The following is a 26,614-nucleotide window of genomic DNA, read 5'->3' as shown; positions in this document are numbered from 1 at the left end:
GAAAAACCAGCTATAACGTTTACGTTCACGTAATACCAAACGCAACACAAACCGTCATACGACGATTAGGCAAGCGCGCGGCATCATGATGATCTCCCCTCAAAAGGCGAGTGTATGGCGACAGTACGGGGTTTCACAAGTGCGATTGCGCCTCCCCGCCAGCGTGGTGGATTTGAAGATTGCCCCGCTCTCGGGGCGAGGCCGTTTTGCAGGCTTCAAATCCAAAAACCACACAGGAAACATGAATTTGCCTGTGCCCGGGTCGAACCCGAGATGCGCGCGGTGCCTCGGGATGGAGGGAGCGGCTTTCGAATTGCGGATACTGGTGCGATGACACCATAAGGCGTGCTCTGCATCACTGGCCGTAGCCTGCGTGTCCTTCCAGGAAGGTCAGTTCCTCCGGGCTGCTCTCCCGGCCCAGAACACGGTTGCGGTGCGGAAAGCGCCCAAAGCGGGCCACGATATCCCGATGCTCTATCGCGTATTTCAGTGCCTCTTCCTGGCCGAGCGACTTGAACAGCATGACGGCGCACTCCTGATCGGCAAGCACTTCAGAATGCATGAACGGCATATAGAGAAACTGGCGCTCGCGCTCGCTCATTCCCTCATCGAGGCCTTTGTCGACGGCATGGCTGGCAACCCGCATGGCGAGCTCATCCGAGGCGAAAGCGCCCGGCCGGCGGCGATAAATGTTGCGCGGGAACTGATCGAGCACGATAACAGCGGCGAGAGCTGCCCCGGGATCGGTGAAAACGCTTTCCGGCAGATCGCGCATCAACCGCTCATGAAGGGGGGAAAACCGCTCGCGGATCAGAGTGTCCGTCTCCTCGCTCACCGCAAACCATTCCCTGGGCGTCAGCGTCTCGAACCAGAAATCCAGAACCTCCTGCTGCCAGTTATCGCTCATGCGTTCTTCTCCTCGAAACGTCGACACTGTTGCGGATATGGTTTCTCTCATAGCCATACTACAAGAGCGCGAATGGAGTTTTGTTGCATCCGTTAACTCGGATTCGACAAATAATTGCATTTAAGGCGGTAAAGTGTTCGAGGGAGTTCCCTCCCTATTCGAACTTTGCTTATATGCCAGCTTCCAGGGCCTCGGGAGTGGGCCCATGTGAGAATCAGGGAGACCTCAATGAAAAGCAAACTGACCTTCGCGGCTGCGCTGTTGGCCGCCACGGTGCTGAGCGGCGCGGCCGGCGCAAAGACGCTTGTCTATTGCTCGGAAGGAAGCCCGGAAGGCTTCGACCCGGCGCTCTATACCGCGGGCACCACATTCGACGCATCGTCGAAGCCGGTCTACAACCGCCTTGTCCAGTTCGAGCCGGGCACAACCAAGACCATTCCGGGCCTGGCAGAGAGCTGGGAGATTTCGGACGACGGTCTCGAGGTCACCTTCAAGCTGCGTGAGGGTGTGAAGTTCCACACCACGGACTTCTTCACGCCGAGCCGCGACTTCAACGCCGATGACGTGCTGTTCTCGTTCAACCGTCAGCTTCAGGAAGACCATCCTTACCACGCCTATGTGGAAGGTGCTTCGTGGGAGTATTTCAACGGCATGTCCATGCCGGACCTCGTGAAGTCCATCGAAAAGGTCGATGACTACACGGTGAAGTTCGTGCTGACCCGTCCGGAAGCGCCGTTCATCGCCAATCTGGCCATGGACTTTGCCTCCATCTTCTCGAAGGAGTACGCCGACAAGCTTGCCGAGGGCGGCAACCTCTCGGACCTGAACCAGAAGCCGGTCGGCACCGGCCCCTTCCAGTTCGTGGCTTACCAGCCTGACGCCGTGATCCGCTACAAGGCGCATCCGGACTACTGGAACGGCAAACAGCCGATCGACGATCTGGTGTTCGCCATCACCACCGAGGCCTCGGTGCGCCAGCAGAAGCTGATCGCCGGCGAGTGCCACATCACGCCTTATCCGAACCCGGCCGACATCGAGAGCCTGAAGGCGAACGAAGCGCTGAAGGTTGACGAGCAGGAAGGCCTGAATGTCGGCTACCTTGCCTACAACACCAAGGTTGCGCCCTTCGACAATGCGAAGGTCCGCAAGGCGCTGAACATGGCGATCAACAAGGAAGCCATTCTCGACGCCGTGTTCCAGGGCGCCGGTCAGGCCGCCAAGAACCCGATCCCGCCGACAATGTGGTCGTATAACGACGCGGTCGAGGACGATCCGTACGATCCGGAAGCATCCAAGAAGATGCTTGAGGAAGCAGGCGTGAGCGACCTTTCCATGAAGGTCTGGGCAATGCCGGTGCAGCGTCCTTACAACCCGAATGCGCGTCGCATGGCCGAGCTGATCCAGGAGGATTTCTCCAAGGTCGGCGTGACGGTCGAGATCGTTTCCTACGAATGGGGCGAGTATCTTGAGCGCTCCAAGGCGGAAGACCGCGACGGCGCCGTGCTGCTTGGCTGGACCGGCGACAATGGCGATCCGGACAACTTCCTCGCCGTGCTTCTTGGCTGTGACGGTGTTGGCGGCTCCAACCGCGCCGTATGGTGCAACGAGGAGTTCGAGGGTCTGATCCAGAAGGCCAAGACGCTCTCTTCGCAGGAAGAGCGCGCCAAGCTCTATGAAGAGGCCCAGGTGGTCTTCAAGCGCGAGGCTCCGTGGGCAACCATCGCTCACTCGGTCGTCCACATGCCGATGCGCAAGGAAGTGACCGGCTACAAGATGGACCCGCTTGGCGGTCACGCCTTTGAAGGCGTAGACATCGCCGAATAGGCCCCTCACCGAGAACAGGAACCGGCGGCAGCGCGAGCTGTCGCCGGTCGTGTATTAGATGCTCCGTTTCTTTCTCTCCAGGCTGGCGCTGTTGATCCCCACATTCATCGGGGTGTCCATCGTCGCCTTTTCGTTCATTCGCCTTCTGCCCGGCGATCCGATCATGCTTCTGGCCGGCGAGCGCGGCATGAGCGAGGAGCGCTATCAGCAGCTCCAGGCGCTCTATGGCTTCGACCAGCCGCTGTTCGTACAGTATTTCAACTACATGACGGACCTGCTGCAGGGCGATTTCGGCACATCCATCGTCACCAAGAGGCCGGTGCTTCAGGAATTCCTGACACTGTTCCCGGCGACGATCGAGCTCTCGCTCTGCGCGATCATCGTGGCGGTTGCCATTGGTGTGCCGCTCGGCGTGATCGCCGCCGTCAGGCGCGGTTCCTGGCTCGACCAGACCGTGATGGGCGCGGCCCTTGTCGGCTATTCCATGCCGATCTTCTGGTGGGGTCTACTCCTGATCATTCTGTTCTCCGGCATTCTTGGCTGGACGCCGGTGTCAGGCCGCATCTCGCTGCTTTATTTCTTCCCGCCGGTCACCGGCTTCATGCTGATCGACAGCCTTCTGTCGGGTCAGGCGGGTGCATTCAAATCCGCGCTTTCACATCTCATCCTGCCGACCATCGTTCTGGCCACGATCCCGCTTGCGGTGATCGCCCGCCAGACGCGCTCGGCCATGCTTGAGGTGCTGGGCGAAGATTATGTGCGCACAGCGCGCTCCAAGGGCCTGCCGCCGCGCCGGGTGATTGGCCTCCATGCGCTGCGCAACGCGCTCATCCCCGTGGTGACCACGATCGGTCTCCAGGTGGGCGTGCTGCTGGCCGGCGCGATCCTCACCGAGACGATCTTCTCCTGGCCGGGCATCGGCAAGTGGATGGTCGACAGCGTGTTCAAGCGCGATTATGCGGTGGTGCAGGGCGGTCTTCTGCTCATTGCCGCCATCATCATGATCGTGAACCTGATCGTGGACGTTCTCTACGGTCTGATCAATCCGAGAATCAGGCACTGACCATGAGCTCGACAAACACAAAAGATCCGAATGCCGCCGTCGGTCTCGAAGGCGGCACGGTCATCGCGGTCACGCGGCGCGCCCGCCTTGCGGAGTTCTGGTACTATTTCAGCCAGAACCGCGGCGCCGTGATCGGCCTTTATGTCTTCCTGGCAATCGTCGTCATTGCGCTTCTCGCGCCTGTGATCGCCCCGCACAGCCCAAGCCTGCAAAATCGCGGCTTCTTCCTTCTGCCTCCGGTCTGGCAGGAAGGCGGCAACTGGTCGTTCATCCTCGGCACCGATGCCGTCGGGCGCGACGTGCTCTCACGTCTCATCTACGGCGCGCGCTTCTCGCTCTTCATCGGCGTGGTGGTGGTATCAGTCGCCGTCTCCGTGGGCATTCTGGTCGGCCTCATCGCCGGTTACTTCCGCGGCGCGGTGGACACGATCATCATGCGTGTGATGGACATCATCCTCGCCTTTCCGTCGCTGCTTCTGGCGCTGGTTCTGGTTGCCATTCTGGGGCCGGGCCTCGTCAACGCGATGATCGCCATCGCACTCGTGCAGCAGCCACACTATGTGCGCCTGACGCGCGCGGCGGTGATGTCGGAGAAGGGACGCGATTATGTGACGGCGGCACGCGTTGCCGGCGCGGGCAACATTCGGCTGATGTTCAAGACCATCCTGCCGAACTGCACCGCACCGTTGATCGTGCAGGCGGCGCTCTCCTTCTCGACCGCGATCCTCGATGCCGCCGCGCTGGGCTTCCTCGGCATGGGTGCACAACCGCCCACACCCGAATGGGGCACGATGCTGGCCGAAGCGCGCGAGTTCATCCTGCGTGCGTGGTGGGTCGTCACCTTCCCCGGTCTTGCCATCCTGATCACCGTTCTCGCCATCAACCTGATGGGCGACGGTCTTCGCGATGCGCTCGATCCCAAGCTGAAGAGGTCGTGACATGAGTGATGCTCTTCTCGACATCCGCAATCTGAGCGTCGAATTCGAGACGGCGGGCGGCACCCTGCGCGCGGTGGACGGCGTTTCGCTGTCCGTCGAGGCGCGCGAGGTGCTCGCCATTGTCGGCGAATCGGGCTCCGGAAAATCCGTTTCCATGCTGGCGGTGATGGGGCTTCTGCCCTGGACCGCAAAGGTCACGGCGGACGCCATGACCTTCCAGGGCCGCGACATCCTCAACCTGTCGCCATCCGAACGGCGCAAGATCGTCGGCAAGGACATTGCCATGATCTTCCAGGAGCCGATCGCCAGCCTCAACCCGTGCTTCACGGTCGGCTTCCAGATCGACGAAACACTGAAGATGCACACCGATCTTTCGGCCCGCCAGCGGCGTGACCGGACGGTGGAACTCTTCGAGGCAGTGGGCCTGCCCAATGCGGCGGACCGGGTGAATGCCTACCCGCATCAGATGTCGGGTGGCCAATGCCAGCGTGTGATGATCGCCATGGCGATTGCCTGCAATCCCAAGCTCCTGATCGCCGATGAGCCGACCACCGCGCTCGACGTGACGATCCAGAAGCAGATTCTCGATCTTCTGGTGTCTATCCAGGCCGAGAAAAACATGGGCATGATCATGATCACCCATGACATGGGCGTGGTGGCGGAAACAGCTGATCGCGTGATCGTGCAGTACAAGGGCAGGAAGATGGAGGAGGCCGATGTGCTCTCCCTCTTTGAAAAGCCCCAGCACCCCTATACCAAGGCGCTGCTTTCGGCCCTGCCGGAGAATGCGACGGGCGACCGCCTGCCGACCGTCTCCGACTTCGCGTTCGATGAAGCGCCGCAGACGGGAGCACGCCCATGAGCGAGATCGTCCTGGAAACACGCGGCATCACGCGCGACTATCACATCGGCGGCGGATTTTTCGGCAAAGGCCGCACCATCAATGCGCTGAAAGGGATCGACCTCAAGGTCGAGAAAGGCAAAACGCTGGCCATCGTCGGCGAATCGGGTTGCGGGAAATCCACCCTCGCCCGCATCATGACGATGATCGACGCACCCACCTCCGGCGAGCTGCTGATCGACGGCAAGCCGGTGGAGATAAGCAACAAGGGTGTGGATTCGGAAATGCGCCGCAAGGTGCAGATCGTTTTCCAGAACCCCTATGGCTCGCTGAACCCGCGCCAGAAGATCGGCGATGTGCTGATGGAACCGCTCATCATCAACGAGAAGGTTCCCGTGAAGGAGCGGCGCGAACGCGCCATGGAAATGCTCCTGAAGGTCGGTTTGCAGGCCGAGCACTTCAACCGTTATCCGCATATGTTCTCCGGCGGCCAACGCCAGCGCATCGCCATCGCGCGCGCGCTGATGCTGAGACCGCGCCTGCTGGTGCTGGACGAGCCGGTCTCCGCGCTCGACCTTTCGGTGCAGGCGCAGGTTCTGAACCTTCTGGCGGATCTGCAGGAAGAGTTCGGCCTCACCTATGTCTTCATCAGCCACGACCTTTCGGTGGTGCGCTATATCGCCGACGAAGTGATGGTGATGTATTTCGGCGAAGCCGTGGAATACGGAACCCGCGATGCGGTGTTTACCGACCCGCAGCACGAATACACGCAATCGCTCTTTGCAGCGACGCCACGCGCCGATGTGGAAAGCATCAGGAAGCGGCTGGCGGAGAAGGCAGCGTAAGCCTGACACCTGGCAGTGTGAACGCGCCGCGCTGAAAGCCACGCGACAGCGTCATCCCGGAAGCCCGAAGGGCTATCCGGGACCCATTGGAAGACTGTCATGGAGCGCAGCCCGGATGCGCTTCGGGCGCGTGTTGGGCCATTGGCTCCTTCTGTGGAGATCGGCCGTGCCTCTCAATGGGTCCCGGCTCGCGCTACGCCTGGCCGGGATGACGAAGGCGGATAGATGCACCAACCCGTCATTCCGGAAGCCGCAGGCTGTCCGGGACCCATTGGAAGATTGTCATGAAGCGCGGCCCGGTTCTGCTTCAGGCGCATGTTGGGCCACCTGCTCCTGTTGTGGAGAGGGGCCGCGCCCCTCAATGGGTCCCGGCTCTCGCTGCGCTCGGCCGGGATGACGAGTGTGTAGCCTCCCAACCCCGCGTTCATTCACCCCTCTTTCGGCAGCGCGTAGCCTGTCTCTTCCGCCCAGCGCACATGCTCGGCGGCCTTTTCCAGAAGCCATGCGCGCATGGCCACTGCCGAAGGGCTGACCGGGCCCCGCGACACCGAGGACAGATAATAGCTGTTGCGACCGGCAACGGAGGGACCGCAGGGACGCACCAGCCGGCCGTCACGCAACATCGCCGCCGCCGTGACATCGTCGCCAAGCGCCACGCCAAGCCCCCGTGCCGCCGCTTCCAGACAAAGCTGCGTGCGGTGAAAGATGAGATGGCCCGATGCGGCACTGAGGTTGGTGCCCTGCCGCCGCAGAAGCTCGTCCCATGTATTCACACCGCGGTCGTAGATCAGCTTGTTGGCGATCAGCCCGTGGGTGCGCACATGCTCCGCCCGTTCAGGCGCGCAGACGGGAAAGATCGTGAAATCCAGAAACGGCTCGCGCGTGAACCCCGGCACATCAAGCCGGCCCCAGGTGAGGGCAAGGTCCGTGTCGGGTGCGATGGTGCGCGGCGGCTCGGGGTAGGAGCGCAGCTCAAGCTCGATGCCAAGGTCCTCCAGCACCGCGTCGGTCAGTAGCGGCATGAGCCAGAGTGCGGCCAGGTCGGAATCTGACTCCAGAACCACGCGCCCCTTTGCGTTGCGTGTTGCGCGCGTGCCCGTGTCGAGCGAGATCAGCATCAGCGCATCGGCGACAATCTCTGCGTAACGCGCGCCACCCGGTGTGAGTGCCACCTGCCGGTGTCGGCGCTCGAACAATGGCATGCCGAGCTCGGCCTCGAGATTCTTGATGTAGCGGCTGACCGAGGCATGAGTGACGCCGAGCTCTGCAGCGGCGCGCGAAAAGCTCTGATGCCGGGCTGCCGCGTCGAATGCCCTGACGGCGTTGAGATTGGGCAGGCGATGTCTCATCGCTTTAGCGTAACATAAACGCACACAACGGGAAGAATAATTTCTATTGTGTAAAGCGGCCGTAGACCCCAAATAGGAACTGTAGCGATGGGTTGACCGGTCAAACCCGGCGGCACATCGCAGCAGACTCTCTACATTGCCAACCCTCTCAAGGAGGTTCTGATGTCGCACTACACGGTGGGCGTTGGTTCCAGCCCTGAATTGCAGCGCTATGCGCGGCAGGCGAACAAGGCCCGTTCCACGGTTCTGAAGCACGCCCTGACCGCAATTGGTACGCGGATCGGGCACATCTGGCGCAAGCCGACAGGCACGCCGCCAATTGGTGGAGCGGACCCGGTTTGAGACCGCCTGGACTGAGCGCCTATACGCTTTTGGAACACGACAGATAAGGGCCGGACCCGACAGCGGATCCGGCCCTTATTGCATCTGTACTTTCGCTTCGATCACACCACCATGACAGGACAATTGGCAAGGCTGGTGACCTTGTGGGACACACTGCCCAGGAGATAGCCTTCCAGATCGCCAAGACCGCGACTGCCGAGTACGATCAGGTCCACCTCCCGCTCTTTGCCAAACTTCACGATGGTGCGCGCCGGCTGGCCGCTTTTCACGAAGGCGCGCGGGCTTTCGGCGCCCATTTCCACTGCCGCCTTCTTGGCGGCATCGGCGATCTCCTTGGCGTGCTCGCGCATGGCGTCGTCGAGGTTCTGCGGGTCATCGGGCCGCACCATGGACATCGACGCCTCCAGAAGGCTGTGATGTCGGAACACGGTCAGTGTCATCAGCTCGGCGCCGGTGGTCTTCTGCATCTCGACCCCCATCTTCAGTGCCTTGAGCGAATTCTCCGAGCCGTCGACCGGGACGAGTATCCTTTTGAACATCGGCTCTCTCCTAATCGAATGCCAGGCTGGGCAGGAACAGCGCAATCTGCGGGAAGAAGATCAGTGCTGCCGACACCCCGAGCAGGATGAGGGTGAAGGGCGGAATGCCCCGTATCACATCCATGTAGGGCCGTTTGAAGATGGCTATGGCCGTGAAGATGTCACACCCGAATGGTGGCGTGGCGGAACCGATGGCCACCTGCAGCGTGATGATCGTGCCGACCAGAACCTTGTCGAGGCCAACCGAATCGACAACCGGCGCAAAGATCGGCACCAGAACGAGGATCACCACGATCGGATCGACGAACATGCAGCCGACAAAAAAGGCGATCGAGATGACGGCGAGCACCATTTTCGGGCCCATCTCGTCAATGCCGATGGCGCCGAGAATTTCCTGCGGGATCTGCGCGAAGGAAATAACCCATGAAAAGGCCGTGCCGGCGGCAACAAGGATGAACACCACGGCAGTAATGAGCCCGGTGGACTTGGAGATCTTGTAGATGTCGGGAATGGAGAGCGAGCGGAAGATCACCAGCTCAAGGAATAGCGCATAGGCCACGCAGATGGCCGCCGCCTCCGTAGGGCTGACGATGCCGCCATAGATGCCGCCGACGATGATGACCGGGAAGAAAAGCGGCCAGATGGCTGCGCGCACGGCGGCGACGCGCTCGCGCCATGGCGCTTTCGGCTCGGTCGGCACGCCTTTTACGGTCGCATAGATGATGCAATAGGCGGAGAACAGGACCAGAAGCAGAAGTCCCGGCCCGATGCCGGCGATGAAGAGCTCGGCGATCGACGTCTTGGAGACGACGCCATAGATAATCATACCGATTGAAGGCGGTATGAGAAACGCGATGTCACTCGCGTTGATGATAAGCGCCAGAACGAAGGAATCGTTGTAGCCGGCCTTGAGCATGCGCGGGCGCAGCGGCGAGCCGACCGCGACCACCGTGGCCTGTGTCGAGCCGGAGACCGCGCCGAAAAGGGTGCAGGCCGTAGCGGCGGAAACCGCGAGACCGCCCTTGATGTGGCCGATGAACTTCATGACCATGTCGATCAGCCGGTCGGCGGACTGACCACGCGTCATGATGTCGGCGGCGAGGATGAACATGGGAACGGCGATCAGCGAAGCCGGGCGAATGCCCGCCAGCATCTGCTGAACCATGAAGTCCATGCGGTCGAAACCGCCGAAAAGACCGTAAAAGCCGTAGGCCGCGCCCAGAATGAGCGGAATCATCATCGGGAAGCCGAACAGCAGCAGCACGATCATGATGGTGGAAATTTTGAGTGTCATGGTCGTGGCCCCGCTCAGATCTCGATTTCATCTTCCTCATATCCCTCCAGCACATGGGTGGAGAGATAGATGTCTTTCTGGACGACGTTCTTCAGCGCGGTGAGCGCATACTGCACACCGGTGATGAAGAACCCGACGGGGACCCAGAGGTAGATCCAGTAGACGGGGATCTGCATGGCCGAAAGAACACGGCCGGACTTGGCCACCTTGGCGATGTAGCCGATAGCGAAATAGCAGAGCGCGAACATGGTGAGCGCGGTGATCACCGTGATGACAATCATCAGCACCTTGCGCGTCTTTGCCGGCAAGGCGTCGTAGAGCGCCGACATGCGGATGTGACGACCGTGCCGGGCGGCATAGCCAATGCCGGCAAAGGTGATCAGGATGATGAGGATGCGGTTGAGCTCCTCGGAAAAGAAGATCGTGCTGCCGATGGCGCGGCTAACGACATTGGCGATGGTGTTGACCGCCATGAGCATGACGCCGAGCGCAAGCATGACCGATTCTATGCGGCTGATGGCATTGTCGAACATGCCGATCACGCCGGGCAGTGTGGATTCGTAGTGTTCGCTGTGCGGTTCAGATTTCTGGTCTTCACTGCCCATCTTCATTCCCCTCAATGAGATGACGGAACCCCGCGACCGGAAAGGCCGCAGGGTCCAGCTTGTTATTGCTCAAGGCAGCGAATTATTGCGTCGCCGCCTTCAGGTCTTCCTTCATCTGGTCAAGGATCTTCTTGCCGCTGTCGCCCGTCATCTCGATGAACTTGGCTTCCACCTGGGCGGCCGCTTCCTTGAAGGGAGCGCGCTGCTCTTCGGTGAGATCGCTGATCGTCATCTCGGGCTTGGCTTCCTTGATCTTGGCGAGCGACTCTTCGCTCAGGCCCTTCTGGTATTCGAGAATATGCTCGAATGCCGCATCGGCAGCGTCCTGAACGACCTTCTTGTCCTCGTCGCTGAGGCCATCATAGAAGTCTTTGTTGGCCATCACTGCGGTGGTGAAGTTGTTGTGGCCGGTGAGCGTGATCGCGCCGGTCACCTCATACATCTTCGTGGACTCGACCCAGAAAAGCGGGTTTTCCTGTCCCTGAATGATGTTGGTCTGGAGACCGCCATAGACCTCGCCCCAGGGAAGCGGCGTTGGCGTTGCGCCGAATGCCTTGTAGCTTTCCACCAGAAGCGGGTTGGTCATGACGCGGAACTTCACCTCGTTGAGGTCTTCAGGCTTCTCCACGGGGTCTTTGGTGTTCATCACCACCTCGCCCTCGGGGAACATCTTGAGAAGTTCGAGGCCCTGCTCTGCGTAGAGCTCCGGGAACATCTCGTTGATGGCCTTGGAGTTGCGGAAGAACTCACCCAGATCTTCCGACTTGGCCGGAAGCAGGTAGGGAACGAAGAAGACCTGTGCCTCCGGGATAAGCGCGCCGGTGAAACCGGGCGACTGGTCGACGAACTGCAGGATGCCGGCCTGCGCCTGCTCCATGATGTCGGCGGATTCACCCAGCGTGCCGAAGGGGAAGAGCTGAATCTCGTGGTCCGAGTTGGCCTCGACCTCTTCCTTGAATTTCTGGGCGTAAATGCCTTGAACGTCCGTCATCGCTTCTTCGAAGGCGTATTTCCAGGTCTCCGCCTGAGCTGCGACGGCACCGGCCAGCACGATCGCGGTGCTGGCGAGACCTGCCATTAAGCGGGATTTGATGGAACGCATTCTGTTCTCCTCTGGTCTTTTAACAAACTGGTCAGGCAAAAAAATACTCACGCCCGCACCGACGCTGAGGCACGGGCAGACGTTTTTGAATGAGCGTCGTCAGCTGGCCGGGAACCAGCCAGGCACGGTCGCGATGCCGCGTAGACGTGCTTTTGCCGGGAACTTGCGACGCCGCTTCTTGCTGCGCCCGAGAAGCAGGGGGAACGAAGTGGCACTCGCCAGATCCGGAGCGATGACCGCCCGGTGTCGGCACAACGCACGCAAGCGACCACACCGCGCCGGTGTGGCCCCAACGTTCAAGCCGATCATTTGGAGTGCGTTCAAACGCCCCTCCTTGCTCCCTGTCGTCGTTCGACCCGGCCAGCGTGAAACAGACGCGCGGCAGAGTCAATCGATTGTTAAATCGATTGTTTCCATGGTCAAAACGAGCCGCGATCAACAAAGTTCCACCCAGGGCGAAACTTATTGTTTTCAGCTGCAAGGAAACGTGGGGAAAGAACCGCCGGATTGCCCGCAACGGCCTGGGCAACCCGGCTTGAATACTAGAGCGGCTCACCGTTTCACCGAAACGCCGCTCCGCTCTATCTGTCTGTTTTTCCGCGTGTATGAGGACGTCAGGTGATTCTATCTGACTGCAAAAAATGCTCTAGACGCGGGCAGCCGCCTGCCGGTTCAGGACTTCCCGAAGATTGAAGGCTGCTTCCATCAGATCCTTCGTGTATTCGCTCTGTGGATTGTCGAAGACCTCGCTGGTCGGCCCTTCTTCCACGACCTTCCCGGACCGCATCACGATCGCATAGTCGGAGAGCGCCTTCACCACGGCCAGATCGTGGCTGATGAAGATGAAGGACAGGTTGTGGCTCTCCTGGATGCGCCTGAGCAGGGTGATGATCTGCTTCTGCACCGACCGGTCGAGCGCCGATGTCGGCTCATCCAGAACGATCACGGTGGGTTTCAGAATCACCGCGCGGGCGATGGCGATGCGCTGACGCTGACCACCCGAGAATTCATGCGGGAAGCGGTTGCGCATGGATGGATCGAGTCCAACCTCCTCCAGCGCCTGAATGGCGCGCCTGTCGCGCTCTCGTCCGGACAAGCTCGGCTCATGCACCAGAAGCCCCTCGGTGATGATCTCACCCACGGTCATGCGGGGGCTAAGCGAGCCATAGGGGTCCTGAAACACCATCTGCAGATTGCGCCGAAACGGCCGCATGGCCGCGCGGTCAAACCCCTGAATGGACGTGCCCTGATAAACCACTCGCCCCTCGGACGGCAGAAGCTGCAGGAGCGCGCGACCGAGCGTGGACTTGCCCGACCCCGATTCACCGACGATGCCGATGGTCTGGCCGGCGCGCAGCGTCAGCCCGACATTCTGCACCGCCTTCACCTCGTAGCCCGGACCGGACAGGAAGCCGCCCTTGATGGTGAAGGTCACACACATATCCCTGGCATCGAGCAGGATTGGCTGGTCATCGCCCACCGGCGGCTTGTGGCCCTCCGGTTCGGCGGCCAGCAGCATTTTCGTGTAATCCTTCTGCGGCCGCTGGAAAATGTCTTCTGTCCCGCCGGTCTCCACCACGAGCCCTTTCTGCATCACATAGACGCGGTCGGCAAAGGCCTCGACGATGCCGAGATCATGGGTGATGAAGAGGATGGCCATTCCGAGCTTCTTCTGCAGCTCGGCCAGCAGGCCGAGAATCTCGGCCTGGATGGTCACATCCAGCGCCGTTGTCGGCTCGTCGGCGATCAGAAGGTCCGGATCATTGGCGAGCGCCATGGCGATCATCACGCGCTGGCGCTGACCGCCCGAAAGCTCGTGCGGATAGGATTTCATTCGCCGCTCGGGATCGGGAATGTGGACGAGTTTAAGCAGCTCCAGCGCGCGCTGGCGCGCCGCCCCGGCCGAAAGCCCGCCATGCACCCGGATCGGCTCGCAGATTTGCCGCTCGATCGTGTAGAGCGGATCGAGCGAGGTCATCGGCTCCTGGAAGATCATGGTGATCTTGGCGCCGCGGATCCTGTTGAGCTTCGCGCGCGGCAGGCCGATGAGTTCCTGCCCGCGATAGGTGACGGAACCGGAGACGGAGCCGTTGGCGGCCAGAAGCCCCATCGACGCCATCATGATCTGGCTCTTGCCCGATCCAGATTCGCCCACGACGGCGACCGTTTCGCCGGCGTTCACATGCATATCCACGCCCCGCACCGCCTCGACTGCGCCATCGGGCGTGTCGAAGGTGACGCGGATGTCGCGGATATCGAAGATGCGTTCCTCGTTCTGCTTCATCATGTCACCGGTCCTTCGGATCGAGCGCATCGCGCAAGCCATCGCCCAGGAAGTTGAGCGCGAACAGGAGCGCTGTGAGCGCCAGCGACGGATAAAGCAGCATGTAGGCCGCACCGCGCATGTTGCGCGCGCCCTCGGAGATCAGCACGCCCAGGCTGGTGAGCGGCTCCTGCACGCCAAGGCCGAGGAAGGAGAGGAAGCTCTCCAGAAGAATGACCTTGGGCACCAGCAGCGTCATGTAGATGATCACCGGTCCGAGCGTGTTGGGGATGATGTGGCGCTTCAGGATGCCACGAGAGCCTACGCCCAGCGCCTCGGCCGCCTGCACGAACTCACGCCGTCTCAGCGCGATGGTCTGCCCACGCACAATGCGCGCCATGTCCAGCCACTCGACCGCGCCGACGGCAATGAACATCAGGACAACGTTTCGTCCGAAGAACACCACGAGAAGAATGGCGAAGAAGGTGAAGGGCAGCGAGTACAATATGTCGACGATGCGCATCATGATGTTGTCGACGCGCCCGCCCAGGAAGCCGGCTGTGGCTCCGTAGATCACGCCGATCAACAGCGCCACGCCGGTGGCGAGTGCGCCGATCATCAACGAGATGCGGATCGAGATCAGCACGCGTGCGAACAGGTCGCGCCCGTTCGCATCCGTTCCGAATATGAAGCGCAGACGCTGAACGTCCGCCTCCATGACGATTGACCTGTTGTCGCCCGCCTGCTCGACCACGCGGGCGTTCGAAAACAGATCCGAGCGGTCGAGATAGCGCGTCACGCGCGGATCGATCTCGCGGCTGGATGTTGCTTCGATGCGCAGCGTGTTGCCATCAAGCTCGATGGAGCTGGTTTCAAGCCGCGCCCGTGACAGGGCGGATTCGGCCAGTGGCACGATCTCAGCCTGACGCGGATAGGGCTCGAGGCTGGCCGGCACCTTCACGAAGTCCGAATAGACGCGCGCATAGGGATGCGGCGCCAGCATCGGACCGAAAATGCCCGCAAACACGAACAGGATGAGGATGAAAAGGCTGGCCATGGCGGCGCGGTTTCTGCGCAGCCGCATGAAAGCCGTTTCCCAGAGCGAGCGGCTCCTGGTGGTCGGCAGCTCGCCCTCGGGCGGCAGTTGGCCGGTGGCGATGTCAGTCATAACGCACTCTCGGATCCAGCGCCGCATAGAGGAGGTCGACGATCAGATTGAAGACCACCACGAAGACGGCGATGATGATGACGGTGCCCATGACCAGCGTGTAATCGCGGTTCAGGGCGCCCTGAACGAAGTAACGGCCGATGCCCGGCAGGCCGAAGATGGTTTCCACCACCACGGAACCCGTCAGAAGCGCGGCTGCGGCAGGCCCCAGATAGGAAATCACCGGCAGACAGGCCGCCCGCAGCGCATGAACGACCACGATCATGCGCGTCGGCAGGCCATAGGCACGCGCGGTGCGCACATGGTCGGAGCGAAGCGCCTCGATCATAGAGCCGCGTATCAGGCGGGCGATGATTGCCACCTGCGGCAGGGCGAGCGTGATGACGGGCAGCACCATGGATTCAGGACTGTTCCAGCCGCCGGCCGGCAACAGGCTGAACCACACGCCAAAAAAGAGCGACAGAAGCGGGGCGACCACGAAGTTCGGCACGGTGATGCCGAATGTGGCAACCGCGATGACCGAATAGTCGATCCATGAATTCTGGCGCAGCGCGGCGATACTGCCGAGCACGCAGCCGATCAGCAGCGCGACGAGCAGGGCCATGCCACCGAGCTGGATGGACACGGGCAGGCCATTGCCGAGCAGTTGCTGAACGGAGAAATCGCGATAGATGAAACTCGGCCCCAGATCGCCACGGGCGAGATTGCCGAGATAATAGAAATACTGTTCCCAGACAGGCTTATCGAGGTGGAAAACACGGTTCAGGTTTTCCAGGACCTTCGCTTCCAGCGTGCGCTCGCGGTCGAAGGGGCCGCCCGGCGCCACCCGCATCAGGAAGAAGGCGAAAGTGACGATCAGGAACAGGGTCGGAATCGCGCCGAGAAGACGGCGCACGGCATAACCGAGCATCGCTACCAACTCTCATGCTGGTTCGATGCCGCCCGGCCCTCTGAAGGACCGGGCGGGGATATCGAACGCTGTTGTTATTCGCTGATGCTCATGAAGCGCGTCCCATGGACGTTCTGGATGTTGTCTTCCCAGCCATTGAGCTTGGGCGACACCAGAGACAGGGACGAGTAGAAGAGAAGCGGGATGTAAGGCATGTCAGCCATGAACATCGCTTCGGCTTCACGCAGGATGTCGGCCCGCTTGACCAGATCGGTCTCGGCAGCGGCCTTGTCCATCAGTGCGTCATAGTCCGGGTTCTCATACTGGGCGTAGTTGAAACCGGTGTTGTCGCTCTCGACCAGGAACAGGAAGTTCTGCGGGTCGGAGTAGTCGCCGATCCAGCCGGCGCGCGCCACGTCGAAATCCTTCTGGTCGCGCAGGTTCGCATAGTGAGCGGACAGGTCGCGGACATTGAATTCGACATTGACGCCAAGCGGCTTCCACATGTCGGCAATCGCGGTCGCCGTGTTCTTGTGGTTCTCGGAGTTGTTGTAGGCAAGCTCGACCGTGACCGGATTGTCCGGCCCATAGCCTGCTTCCTCCATGAGTTCGATGGCCTTGTCTTCGCGGTCGAGCAGGGACATCTCGGCCCAGTCTGCCTGCGAACCGCCGCCCTCATAGTTGCCGATGCCGGGCGGAACCAGCGAGTAAGCGGGCAGCATCGCGCCGGCCCAGATCTCGTCGCCCAGGAACTCGCGGTCGATGACCATGGCAAGCGCCTGACGCACCTTCGGATCCGACATCACTTCGCGCTTCATGTTGAGCGAGTAATAGTAGGTGCCGAGATAGGGCGAAATGCGGACCTGATCGCCCAGACGCTCCTTCATGGACTTGATCTGCTCGGTCGGCAGATCGGAGCAGCTCATAACCTCTCCCGCTTCGAAGCGGCGCACGCAGGTGGCGCGATCCTCGAACGGAATGTATTCAATGCGGTCGATCTGAACGCTGTCGGCATCATGGAAGTTCTCGTTCTTCTCCATGACGATCTTGTCGCCCGGCGTGAAGGAAACGAGCTTATAGGCGCCGTTGGTGACGATGTTCTCGGGCTGCACGAAATCCGTGCCATGTGCCTCGACAGCCTTCGGGTTCACCGGCAGGCCGGTCTGGTGCGTGAGAAGCTCGAGGAAGAACGGGGTCGGCTGCTCGAGCGTGATTTCGAGCGTGCGGTCGTCGACCGCCTTCACACCCATCTGATCGGGTTCCATCTCACCCTTGTTGATCGCCTCTGCGTTCTTGATCGGGTAGAGAATGTTTGCGTATTTCGCGCCCGTGTCCGGCGTCATGATGCGGCGCAGTGAGAAGACGAAATCCTCGGCCACGACCGGGTCGCCATTCGACCATTTAGCGTCTTCGCGCAGGTTGAAGGTGTAGACCGTACCGTCGTCGGAAACGCTCCATTCCTCGGCCACGCCTGGAATGATCTTGGCGCCGGCATCATAGACAACCAGGCCTTCGTAGAGATCGCGCATCAGGTGGGCTTCAGCCACCAGCGACGTCTTGTGCTGGTCCAGCGTTTCCGGATCGCCATCATTGCCGCGCACATATGTAACGGCAGAGGCTGCCATCACCGACGACACCAGAATTGTGCCCGCGAGCAGCGGCCGTACCAGGGATTTCAACATTTCCCGCACTCCCATTTTCTTGCTTGCTTGTCATCCAACCAAAGGATGAGAGAGGCGGCATTTGGCAACGAAATGCCGTATACGTCAAACGCTTTTGGGTGCATTTCCCAAAGGTTGCAAGAAATGCGCAACAATCCCCGCTGGTATGCACTATCCTTAGAAACAAAATTACCTAAAAGCCGAGGCAATCCACCCGAAGCATCAGGGCACCCCGACGGTCGGCCACACAACGGTGTGTATGCATAGAGTGCATCGCACGCCGCGTCCCTGCGGCAGGCTTGCGGGTGCAGAGGGACGCCAGCCGGGCCTCGTGGCGCATGCGTGCTGCGTTGACGGATGCGGTGGCGCAAATCATTATCAAGCATAACAATCGCAAGCCTGCGTGGGACCTCTTGGAAAACTCGGACACACCGCAAATCGTACGGGAGAGCACGCCGCCCAGGGAGGCGGCCAATCTGTGTCCGGCGCACTTTGAGACGCTGTTCAGCCACTGCCGTCCCGAGCGCTACAGGGCAGGCGACTATCTCTTCATGCATGAAGACCCGGCAGACCGGATCTACGGTGTCGTGTCGGGCACGGTGGAGATTTCCACCTATTCCATCAGCGGCCGCAAGCTCGTCGCCAATATCGAGCTTTCGCGCAGCCTCATCGGCGAGATCGGCGCGCTCGACGGCGGCGCACGGACGGCAAGCGCCATCTGCCTGACCGATTGCGAACTGGTGTCGCTGAGCCGAACGCAGCTGATGCGAAAGCTCGCAGAAGATGCCTCGTTGGCATTGACGATGATCGAACTCCTGTGCGCACGCCTGCGCTGGGTCAGCAATGAACGCAATGACCAGGCGCTGCTGAAGGTGGAGGCGCGGCTTGCCAAACGCCTTCTCCTGCTCGGCGACAGGCTCGCCGACGATGGCGGCTGGATCAGGATTTCCCAGTCCGAGCTCGCCGCCTTTCTCGGCGCGACGCGCGAATCCGTGAACAAGATGCTCAATGCCTGGCGCAACGAGGACCTGATTGCCATCAGGCGCGGCGCCATCAGGCTGGTCTCGCGGGCGGGCCTTCAGGAGATCGTCCATCTGGACGACGAGTGATCACAATCTGGACAGGAGATAACGCAGGCTCGACCGGCTCGGCATGAAGAAATAGCCGCCGCCGCGCGTGGTCACGAAGCCTGGCAGATCACGCAGAACCAGCCGCCCCTCATCCATCGGGATGGAAAAACGCCCCTTGCCTTCATTGGCGCCAATGGTCGGATCCTTCTCGTCCGTCAGCCCCTGAAAGAAGGATGACGACACCCAGCTCTGCTGCATGAACTCGTATTGCCGCTCGATATCGGCATTGAGACACATGAAGAGCAGCCCCGCTTCCTGACCGTTTTTATAGGTGCGGCCGCAACGCAGGATGCGGTGGCGGTTGTTGATCCTGAGCTGGGTTTCGGAATCGTCCCCGAGCGAGTCTCTGGGGTTAGAGCGGCGCACATGCGAGCCAAGCGGGCAATGGAGCCCCTGCGGATCTTCGGCGGCGAAGGTGAAGTCGTTGTCGGGTTCACGGTCCGGGCGGCCATTGGGATTGCGTACCAGCGAGGTGCCGTCCTGCCAGCGCCCGACCATCTTGGCCGCGATCCACTTCGAATCGACCGCGGCGTTGCCCGTCTCGGTGCGCAGCGCCTCCGCCGCGTGCCGGCAATAGGTGTTGAAGGTCGAAACATGCTGCTCGAGCTGGCGGATCACCATAAAACTGCCATTGCGCCCGAAATCGCGCATGGTCGCCTTCCTGCCGAAGAGCGGCGCTGCATCTCCGGTCTCCAGCGCCGGGAGTATGCCCTCGCTGTCTTCGGCCTCGGCGACGGTTGGAGAGGGTGGATAGAACCCATTCTCATCCGGATAGCCAAGCACGAACTCGCCGGGTTCAATGAGGTGCATGGACGATGTGCTCCCGTTTGCACGCGGCGTGCCGCGCACGATGGGCTGGGATATGCCATCGGCGAACCCGAAATGCTCGACAGCGTGCCTGCCCTCTCTCCTGATCTCGAGCGGTAGCTGCGCAACGCGCTGCACGCCGGCTTTGTCCGTTGCATGCAGCAGGGACTGGATGTCCGTATCGAGCGTTTCATAACTGCCCGCATAGCAGACGACAGCCACATCGACCGGCTTCTCCTGCGAGCCCCAGGCCCAGCGCTCCGGCGCGCTCTTGCCGATATCGTCGAGAACGCGGCTGCGCGCCTCAGTCGCCATGCCCTGCCGAAAGGCGGCCGGAAATCCGTCCAGGCGGTCATCGCCCCGGCGTTCCCCAAGGCCCAGCCGTCTCAGCCCTTCCGGCCCAAGAAGGGTGATCATGGCCCGCTCGGGCGGAAGCTGATTGCCGAAACTGGTGCGTTCCAGCAAAAATGCCAACCACTCCCGCCGCGCAGCGCGCGGCAGGTCCGCCGGGATATGGAAGGCGAGCATTTCCGCTTTCGCGAGCGGGCCAAGGGGTCCGAAGAAGATCGACTGGATCTCTTCGGTTTCAAGTGTATCGCGCGGGCGCGGTTGCGAACCGAAGAGCCGCAGCCAGTCGCGCGCTTCGCTTTCGGTTTCCGCTTTCGCTATCCCACTGCGAATCAGCGAATTGATGCGGATGCGGCTGGTGGTGAGGCCGGGATAGGCCGCATACCAGAAGAGCGTCGGCACCTGCTGTGCCCGCGCCCAGCGCTTGAAACGGTCGCCATCAGTCGCCCCCTCACGGAACAGCATGCGCGTTTTCGGAAAGCCTGCCGTATTGCTCCAGACCCCGGTCAGGCCGGCATGGGCCTTGGTGATGAAATCCTCCAGATAACTCTCCCAGCTGCCGCCGTAATTGCTCAGGAAGACAAGCTGTTTCGTTGCCGGCAGCAGCACCCAGCGGGCGAAGTGGATCGTGTTGATGTCGGCGAGGTATCCGGGCCGGAACACCTGCCGCGCCATGATCGAGATCAGGTAGAAGGAGAGCCGGAGCGAAAGACGCCTCAACCAGCCTCCCTTCAGTGTGGATACGGCCGTAAGGTGATTTTGCGCCAGGTGGTTCTCGCGCTTTGCGATCTCTTCCAGAAGCGCCAGGTCCGCGTTCCGGTCGATCGGAACATCGCGTTTTTCCAGGTGCCGCAGATAGAGGATCAGAAGCCCGCCGATGAAGGCAAGCAGCATGGTGACACCGATCAGGGTGAGTACGATGGAGGTGCCGACGATCAGCAGATTGCGAAAGAAGCCGGGTGCATAGCCGAACACCAGCGAATAGGTGATGGCGAGGCAAATGAGGAGCGTGACGGTGACCGTCACCAGAACCTTCGGCGCGCGCAATGTGCGCTTCACCGCGCTGGCAACACTGCCTGCCGGTTTCTCCAGAAGCGTTTCGGCGGGCTCGAATGCCCAGTCGAAGCGGCCTTCGCCCATGAGCTTCTGCCTTACCCGATCAAGAATTGCACCGGCCTCGGCACCGTCAGGCACCGCTGCGATTTCCGCACGCGCGGCCTCCTCCAGTTCCGCCTCTGCCCGGATGCGCTGCACCGAATGACCGGGCGTGCCCGAGAACACGAGCCCGGCATCGCTGCCGAAGGTCGGAGAGATATCCAGCGCGCTCTCACGGATGAGCACACCGGCAGGCCGGTGCCCGGTCGTTCCGCATGCCATGGCAAGGAGATCGCGCAACACGGGTTCGGTGGCGTTCACAAAGGCATCCACGACATCGCCCTTCGTGCCGTCGCCCGACAGTTCAATGACCAGATGGCCGGCGCTCTTCGCCGCCTCATCGCCCTGCCCGTCGATCACGGCGATGCTGGCGAAGTGAATCACGCCGCTTTCGTCCAGCGCACTCTTCATTGCCTCGCCCGCCGGATTGCCGAGCGCGTCGACCTTCTCGCGCAAGGCAGCCATCGGGGTATCCCTGGCGCAGGGGATCACCGCCGTCACCATGGCGTGTTCGACCGTCCTTGAAAGCGGGGCCGGATCAAAACAGACCATGAGGCTTTCGGGGTAGGCTCCGAGCCGCTTCAGGCGCCCCTCTTTCCCGCCGGCACGCTGCAGCCCGGGCTTTGAGAAGAGCGCGCGAAAGCACTCGGCAATCTGAATCCGGGCTATCGCCGCACCGATGCACTGGTGAATGCCGTAACCGAAGACCATGTAGTCCCGCGCGGGCCTGTCCATGTCAAAGCGCTCCGGTTCGCGCACCGCCGCAGGATCGAACATGGCCGAGAGTGTCGCCGGCATGACTGTTGTGCCCGCCTTTATTTTCCGTTCCCGCCGCGTCCCTTTGGCAATCACCGCATCGCGCGCCGTGTAGCGGAACGGGCCGACCCAGATGGGCTTGAAGCGCATCGCCTCAAGGATGGCGCGTTCGAGACGCGCATTGTCGCCTGCTGCGATCGCCTCTTCCACCGCCCGCCGCGCCTCGGGCCTGGAAAGCACGACATCAAGGCAATTGCCGCTCGCCAGAAGATTGGTGGGCGTGAAGCCGGCAATCATGCCCAACATGATGGCATGGATATCGCCGAGGCTGACCTGCGGGTCTTCCGCGTCGAGCATCCCGACGAGGCGGCCAAGCGGTGTGGAGCCGCCCACCGCCCCCTCGCGCACCGCCGCGATGGACCGGTCGATTGCACGCCGTACACGGTCTGCTGCAACCACCGCCAGCTCCCGCGTCGCCGGGTCCGCGCCGGGATCGGCGAAGAACAGCCCGCTCAGGGCATTGGCCCAGTCGGAGAACGCGTCCTCATCATCGATCAGAATACCGAAATAATCGCGGCAGATGCGCACCGGCACAACGCGCAAAAGCGCATCCACCGCATCGAAACGGGGCGCGGCACGGCGCGTGATAAGCTCGGCGTGCCGTGCCGCGAGCGGGCGCACCACGCTTTCTACCTCGTCCACGGGGAAAGCGGACAACACCGTCGACTTCATACGCCGGTAGTCCGGCCCGTCCTGCATGCCGAGAATGAAGTTCGTTCCACCGGCGATTTCCGCCATTTCCAGGCCGTAGGGCGTCTGGAACACGTCCTGGCGCTCCAGTACCTCGCGCACGTCCTCGCTGCGCGTGACGAGAACGAAACCGCCGAGTTTGAGTACGGGATGAAACCGCCGCAACAGACCGAGCGCCCAGCGCGGGTTCTCCAGGAGGTAGCTGGTGAGTTTCGCGCGCCACCCCTTCGCGCGAACCCGCTCGATATCGAACGGCGGCATGTCAGCCACCGGCTCCTGGGTGCGCTGCGCCTCGCGCACACCGTCGAAATACTTTGTCGTCGCCATTGCGTTCCCCTCGAACGGCAAAGGCCTACGCGTGAATGCGCGGAACGTGTGTGAAGCAGTTCACGCAGGGCCGAATTCGATCGCACCTCCGTCCTGATCGGCGAGGTTGAAACTATCAATGAGAAACGCTGTCGCGGATTTCTCCGCGAATGGGATCCATGCAACGCGTTCAAGCGAGAAATCGGGATGATAGGCGTGGAAGAGCGCCTTCTCCCGACGCGCCTCTTCCATGCGATCACTGCGCGCCAGTGCCCCGATCTTGAGAAAACGCGCGTAGAAATAGCGCGGTGACAGGTCGAGCGACGCCTCCGCCGCTGCGATGGCGTCGTCCCAGCGCCGGTCGAAGCAGCAGGCGGCGGCGAGTTCCCCGAGATTGTGGAATCCGTAAATGTCAAACGGGCTCAGCCGCCGTGCCGTCCTGAACATCGGAATGGCGGTTACCGCATCTCCGAGCAAGAGATGCGCGCTGCCCATCGCCGAATGGGCGAAGGCGAAGCTGGGGTTGATCTGTAGCGCCTCGTGCAGGTGCTCGATAGCCGCCTTCGGCTGCCCCCGCATGATCGCCACGGCACCAAGGTGCGCGTGGGGCCGGGCATCCTGGCTATCCATCAGCAGCGATTTGCGCGAGAAGTCCGTCACCCTGTCGAGATCGTCACCGGCGCCCGCCTGCAGCCAGCCGCGCCAGAAATACCACCACGCCAGTTCATTGAGCACCGCACTGGCGTTGGGCGCTTTCCGGCGCGCTTCCTCGAGGCAGTCAAGCGCCAGCATGGTGTCCTCGCGCGTGCGACGCTGCATGTGCCAGCGGGCACGCCGCACGAGCTGCCATGTCTCGAGGCTTTCCCACGGCACCTGAAAGGTGCGCGCCTGCTCGACACGCTCCACCTCTTTTTCCAGCATGGAAACGATCTGACCGCCGATCTCATCATTGACCAGTGATACTTCGTCGAGCGGGCGGCGAAAGCCACGCGACCATACCAGCCGTTCATTGGCAGCGTCGGTCAGCGTGATGACGAGATCGAAATAACCGCTTCCGCGTGCAAGCCTGCCATCGACAAGATAGCGCGCGCCAAGCGCGCTGCCGGTCATGCGCGGGCCGAGCGCCTTGTCACGGAACTGGAAGCTCGATTCCCGCGCGATCACCGGCAGCCAGCGCGTGCTGCACAGACCCTGGATTATGTCTTCGGCGACACCATCGGCGACATAGTCGAATTCCTGCGCGCCCGCCTCGTTCTGGAACGGGAGTACGGCAACTGCCGGAGGGGCTGCGGGATCGGCAGCGCGTCGCGGGACTGCTTCCGCGCGCTCACCATCACCCCGGTTTGCCACAAAAACGCGGACCGGAAGCGCGATGTTCTTGAGTTGCCGCTCTCCGAGGTCGGTGAAGCTGGCCGCAACCTTGTCCCTGACATGGTTCCAGGTCGTTTCCGAGATCGCCAGCCCGTCCGTGGGAGCAAGCTCCTGGATACGTGCGGCGATGTTGACGTCATCCCCATAAAGGCTCGCACCGCGCACGATCACGTTGCCGGTGTTGATGCCGACCCGGAACGGCATGCGGCGGTCACCGGGCACACGACCATTCAGATCGACGATGCGCTGCTGAAAGTCGAAGGCAGCGCGCAACGCATCGATGGGCGTGCCGAACTCCGCCATGATGCTGTCCCCGGCAGCACCGAATGTGCGCCCGCCTGCAGCGTCGCAGCTTTCGGCGATGATCGACCGCCGCTCTTCGAACGCGGCCACCGCGAATTCGTCATCGATCCCCATCAGCCGGGAAAATCCGACTGCATCGATTGAAGCGATGGTCGTGACCTGTCGGGTGTATTGCCCCTCGGACATTGTTTTTCAGTTGGTGCCCCTCAATGCCCCCAGCGTATCCCCGCACACCGGATCGGGCAACCATGAAGAGCATGAAGCGGTTTGCCGGCATATTTGCGGTTACTTATGCGGCTGCAGATCGCCCGGAACATGGAGTGTAGCCAATTTCACAGAAGTCACATGCTGTCATGATTAGTCTGGTGCCCGTTAGCAGAGCAATCTCGACGAAAAACAGCGGGTATCGACATGACGGCCTTATCAGCTTGTACCGCATCCTCCCACGGACCGGGTGTGCCGCCAGAAGGGGCCCGCCGCAGCTCGATCGGCAGAACCTCCAGCCGCCTCCAGGCGCAGAAGGGCTCGGTGGTTCTCGTCGACAACCGCATCCTGGCACGTGAGTGCCTGCGCAGCAGCCTGGCAGCGCACCCTGCCCCCTGGGATGTGGTCGCCTGCAGCACGATCGAAGAATGGCAGAATGAAGCGGACCGGCATCCTCCACTGGCCGCTGTGCTCCTCCATGTGGGATCCGCCAACATCACGGATTCCCACATGGAGGAGCTGATCAGACAGATCATCAGGATTTCCGCATCGGCACCGCTGATCATCCTAGCAGACCGGGATGACGTGGTGCAGATCGTCAATGCACTCGATTATGGCGTGCGGGGCTATATACCTTCGTCGGTGAGTGTCGAGGTTTGTGTCGAAGCCATAAACCTCGCGCTTGCCGGCGGGGTATTCGTCCCCGCCAGTACCGTCTTTGCGATGCGCGAGGTCATCAATAGCGATCCGACGCACGACCAGCGCCTTACCGAAATGTTCACCCCGCGCCAGATTCAGGTGGCTGAGGCCATCTGGCAGGGCAAGCCCAACAAGATCATCGCCTACGAGCTGAACATGTGCGAGAGCACGGTCAAGGTGCACATCCGGAACATCATGCAGAAGCTCAAGGCGACCAATCGGACGGAGGCCGCCTATAAGGTGTCGGCCCTGTTTACAAACAGCAGTGTCGACCTTCTGTAACCCTCGTACCCCGGCGTTCGGCGGGCGCTGTGCACATGGCCGCCCCGGAGACGGCCATGCACGATCCGGCGCTGAACCGGCTATTTCACGCCAGTCTCAAGGAAGACCGCCGGCGCTTCGTCCGAGATCCCGTCAAAGGAATAGACCGTGTAGCGCGCATTCGGGTCGTATCCCATGCCGAGCGAGCCTGACGGCATGCCGGGAACGGCGATACCCTTGATGTCGGGCTGCTCCTCAAGGAGCTTTTCGACAGCCTCGATCGGCACATGCCCTTCCAGGACATATTTGCGCTCACCGTCAACCACCGCAGTGTGGCAGGCTTCGAGATCACCCGGCACGCTGGCCTGTTTCTTGATGTTCGACAGATCTTCAAGGTCGATCGTTTTGACCGGGTATCCGGCCTCGTTCATGGCCTCGACCCACAGCTCGCAGCAGCCGCACCATGGCGTCTTGAAAACCGTGATCGCCGTATCGGCCGGAGCAGCATGGGCAAGGCCCGGGGCCAGGAAAAATGCCAGCGCTGCGCCGGCTGCTACTCTGTTTGCGTGATTTTTCATCGTCTTTCACTTTCGATTCTGCGCTCGCCGCCTTTGCGCGTGACACGCTGCAAGGCAGGCAAGAATGTTGTTCGAAACGGATCCGGAACAGATCAGGAGACGATGGGTGGGCGAAACAATCCGAAGGCCAGGGGCGGGTGGGGCGCGTAACCCGCCGGCTCGGTCAGGGGAGCAGGTGTCGGATGAACGAGCACTGCGTGGATCGGCGGAAGATAATGACAGTCCATCACACAGCCAGAAGACGCGTAGGCACTGCCATCATCCGAACCTGAACAACAGCGCATCTGTCTCATGTCCGCTGACTGCGCCATCGCTG

The 26,614-nt window shown here is 61.5% G+C and carries 21 protein-coding genes; 8 read left to right on the top strand and 13 right to left on the bottom strand.

Annotated elements, in window-relative coordinates; genetic code table 11:
* Positions 1–355: 355 nt before the first annotated feature.
* Positions 356–907, bottom strand: a complete 552-nt coding sequence (locus BLW55_RS12685) for a DUF924 family protein (protein WP_090329041.1) — start codon at positions 905–907, stop codon at positions 356–358.
* 228 nt (positions 908–1,135) lie between these two features.
* Here BLW55_RS12685 and BLW55_RS12680 point away from each other — a divergent pair, with 228 nt between their 5' ends.
* Genes BLW55_RS12680 through BLW55_RS12660 form a run of 5 tightly spaced genes read left to right on the top strand, consistent with a single transcriptional unit; the run spans position 1,136 to position 6,418 of the window.
* On the top strand, positions 1,136–2,731 hold the full coding sequence (locus BLW55_RS12680) for an ABC transporter substrate-binding protein (RefSeq protein WP_007008774.1): 1,596 nt from the start codon (positions 1,136–1,138) through the stop codon (positions 2,729–2,731).
* Between the two features lie 58 nt (positions 2,732–2,789).
* On the top strand, positions 2,790–3,794 hold the full coding sequence (locus tag BLW55_RS12675; RefSeq protein WP_007008773.1) for an ABC transporter permease subunit: 1,005 nt from the start codon (positions 2,790–2,792) through the stop codon (positions 3,792–3,794).
* Between the two features lie 2 nt (positions 3,795–3,796).
* A complete protein-coding gene (locus tag BLW55_RS12670; protein WP_007008772.1) occupies positions 3,797–4,732 on the top strand; it encodes an ABC transporter permease subunit in 936 nt (311 codons plus the stop codon).
* 1 nt (position 4,733) lies between these two features.
* The gene (locus BLW55_RS12665; RefSeq protein WP_090329040.1) at positions 4,734–5,594 is read left to right on the top strand and encodes an ABC transporter ATP-binding protein; all 861 of its coding nucleotides are present in this window, start codon (positions 4,734–4,736) and stop codon (positions 5,592–5,594) included.
* Positions 5,591–6,418, top strand: coding sequence for an ABC transporter ATP-binding protein (locus tag BLW55_RS12660; protein WP_090329039.1), 828 nt, complete (start codon positions 5,591–5,593; stop codon positions 6,416–6,418). The genes BLW55_RS12665 and BLW55_RS12660 overlap by 4 nt, the downstream gene beginning before the upstream one ends.
* A gap of 428 nt (positions 6,419–6,846) precedes the next feature.
* On the opposite strand, the gene BLW55_RS12655 is transcribed toward BLW55_RS12660, so the two are convergent.
* Positions 6,847–7,767 carry a LysR family transcriptional regulator gene (locus BLW55_RS12655; protein ID WP_090329038.1) on the bottom strand — a complete coding sequence of 307 codons (921 nt, stop codon included), beginning with the start codon at positions 7,765–7,767 and terminating at the stop codon, positions 6,847–6,849.
* Positions 7,768–7,929: 162 nt separating this feature from the next.
* Between BLW55_RS12655 and BLW55_RS12650 the strand changes: the two genes are divergently transcribed.
* Positions 7,930–8,109, top strand: a complete 180-nt coding sequence (locus BLW55_RS12650; protein WP_040665184.1) for a hypothetical protein — start codon at positions 7,930–7,932, stop codon at positions 8,107–8,109.
* A gap of 101 nt (positions 8,110–8,210) precedes the next feature.
* On the opposite strand, the gene BLW55_RS12645 is transcribed toward BLW55_RS12650, so the two are convergent.
* The 8 genes from BLW55_RS12645 to BLW55_RS12610 form a co-directional block, all read right to left on the bottom strand.
* Positions 8,211–8,648 (bottom strand): universal stress protein, encoded by a 438-nt coding sequence (locus BLW55_RS12645; protein WP_007008767.1) that lies wholly within the window; start codon positions 8,646–8,648, stop codon positions 8,211–8,213.
* Positions 8,649–8,658: 10 nt separating this feature from the next.
* Positions 8,659–9,942, bottom strand: a complete 1,284-nt coding sequence (locus BLW55_RS12640; RefSeq protein ID WP_090329037.1) for a TRAP transporter large permease — start codon at positions 9,940–9,942, stop codon at positions 8,659–8,661.
* 14 nt (positions 9,943–9,956) lie between these two features.
* Positions 9,957–10,547 carry a TRAP transporter small permease gene (locus tag BLW55_RS12635; protein WP_100213191.1) on the bottom strand — a complete coding sequence of 197 codons (591 nt, stop codon included), beginning with the start codon at positions 10,545–10,547 and terminating at the stop codon, positions 9,957–9,959.
* Positions 10,548–10,629: 82 nt separating this feature from the next.
* A complete protein-coding gene (locus BLW55_RS12630) occupies positions 10,630–11,649 on the bottom strand; it encodes a TRAP transporter substrate-binding protein (RefSeq protein WP_090329036.1) in 1,020 nt (339 codons plus the stop codon).
* Positions 11,650–12,295: 646 nt separating this feature from the next.
* Positions 12,296–13,936 (bottom strand): ABC transporter ATP-binding protein, encoded by a 1,641-nt coding sequence (locus BLW55_RS12625; RefSeq protein WP_036540604.1) that lies wholly within the window; start codon positions 13,934–13,936, stop codon positions 12,296–12,298.
* A 1-nt stretch (position 13,937) separates the two neighbouring features.
* Positions 13,938–15,080 carry an ABC transporter permease gene (locus tag BLW55_RS12620; RefSeq protein ID WP_007008763.1) on the bottom strand — a complete coding sequence of 381 codons (1,143 nt, stop codon included), beginning with the start codon at positions 15,078–15,080 and terminating at the stop codon, positions 13,938–13,940.
* Positions 15,073–15,990, bottom strand: coding sequence for an oligopeptide ABC transporter permease OppB (oppB, locus tag BLW55_RS12615; protein ID WP_090329035.1), 918 nt, complete (start codon positions 15,988–15,990; stop codon positions 15,073–15,075). Before oppB ends, BLW55_RS12620 begins: the two co-directional genes overlap by 8 nt.
* Positions 15,991–16,064: 74 nt before the next feature.
* Positions 16,065–17,651 carry a peptide ABC transporter substrate-binding protein gene (locus BLW55_RS12610; RefSeq protein ID WP_090329034.1) on the bottom strand — a complete coding sequence of 529 codons (1,587 nt, stop codon included), beginning with the start codon at positions 17,649–17,651 and terminating at the stop codon, positions 16,065–16,067.
* Positions 17,652–17,968: 317 nt separating this feature from the next.
* Here BLW55_RS12610 and BLW55_RS12605 point away from each other — a divergent pair, with 317 nt between their 5' ends.
* Complete coding sequence (locus BLW55_RS12605) at positions 17,969–18,739, top strand: Crp/Fnr family transcriptional regulator (protein WP_244509065.1); 771 nt, start codon at positions 17,969–17,971, stop codon at positions 18,737–18,739.
* On the opposite strand, the gene BLW55_RS12600 is transcribed toward BLW55_RS12605, so the two are convergent.
* Together BLW55_RS12600 and BLW55_RS12595 are read right to left on the bottom strand one after the other, a co-directional pair.
* On the bottom strand, positions 18,740–22,903 hold the full coding sequence (locus BLW55_RS12600) for a cytochrome P450 (protein ID WP_090329032.1): 4,164 nt from the start codon (positions 22,901–22,903) through the stop codon (positions 18,740–18,742).
* Positions 22,904–22,963: 60 nt separating this feature from the next.
* A complete protein-coding gene (locus BLW55_RS12595; protein WP_007008535.1) occupies positions 22,964–24,742 on the bottom strand; it encodes an adenylate/guanylate cyclase domain-containing protein in 1,779 nt (592 codons plus the stop codon).
* Between the two features lie 225 nt (positions 24,743–24,967).
* Between BLW55_RS12595 and BLW55_RS12590 the strand changes: the two genes are divergently transcribed.
* A complete protein-coding gene (locus BLW55_RS12590; RefSeq protein WP_143038433.1) occupies positions 24,968–25,741 on the top strand; it encodes a LuxR C-terminal-related transcriptional regulator in 774 nt (257 codons plus the stop codon).
* Positions 25,742–25,821: 80 nt separating this feature from the next.
* Here BLW55_RS12590 and BLW55_RS12585 read toward each other — a convergent pair whose 3' ends face one another.
* A complete protein-coding gene (locus tag BLW55_RS12585; protein ID WP_007008533.1) occupies positions 25,822–26,298 on the bottom strand; it encodes a DUF411 domain-containing protein in 477 nt (158 codons plus the stop codon).
* Positions 26,299–26,614 lie beyond the last annotated feature (316 nt).

The organism is Nitratireductor aquibiodomus (assembly GCF_900105565.1).
Classification (GTDB): Bacteria; Pseudomonadota; Alphaproteobacteria; order Rhizobiales; family Rhizobiaceae; genus Nitratireductor; species Nitratireductor aquibiodomus.
Note: the sequence above shows the minus strand (reverse complement) of the source record. Positions and strands in the feature narration are given on the sequence as shown.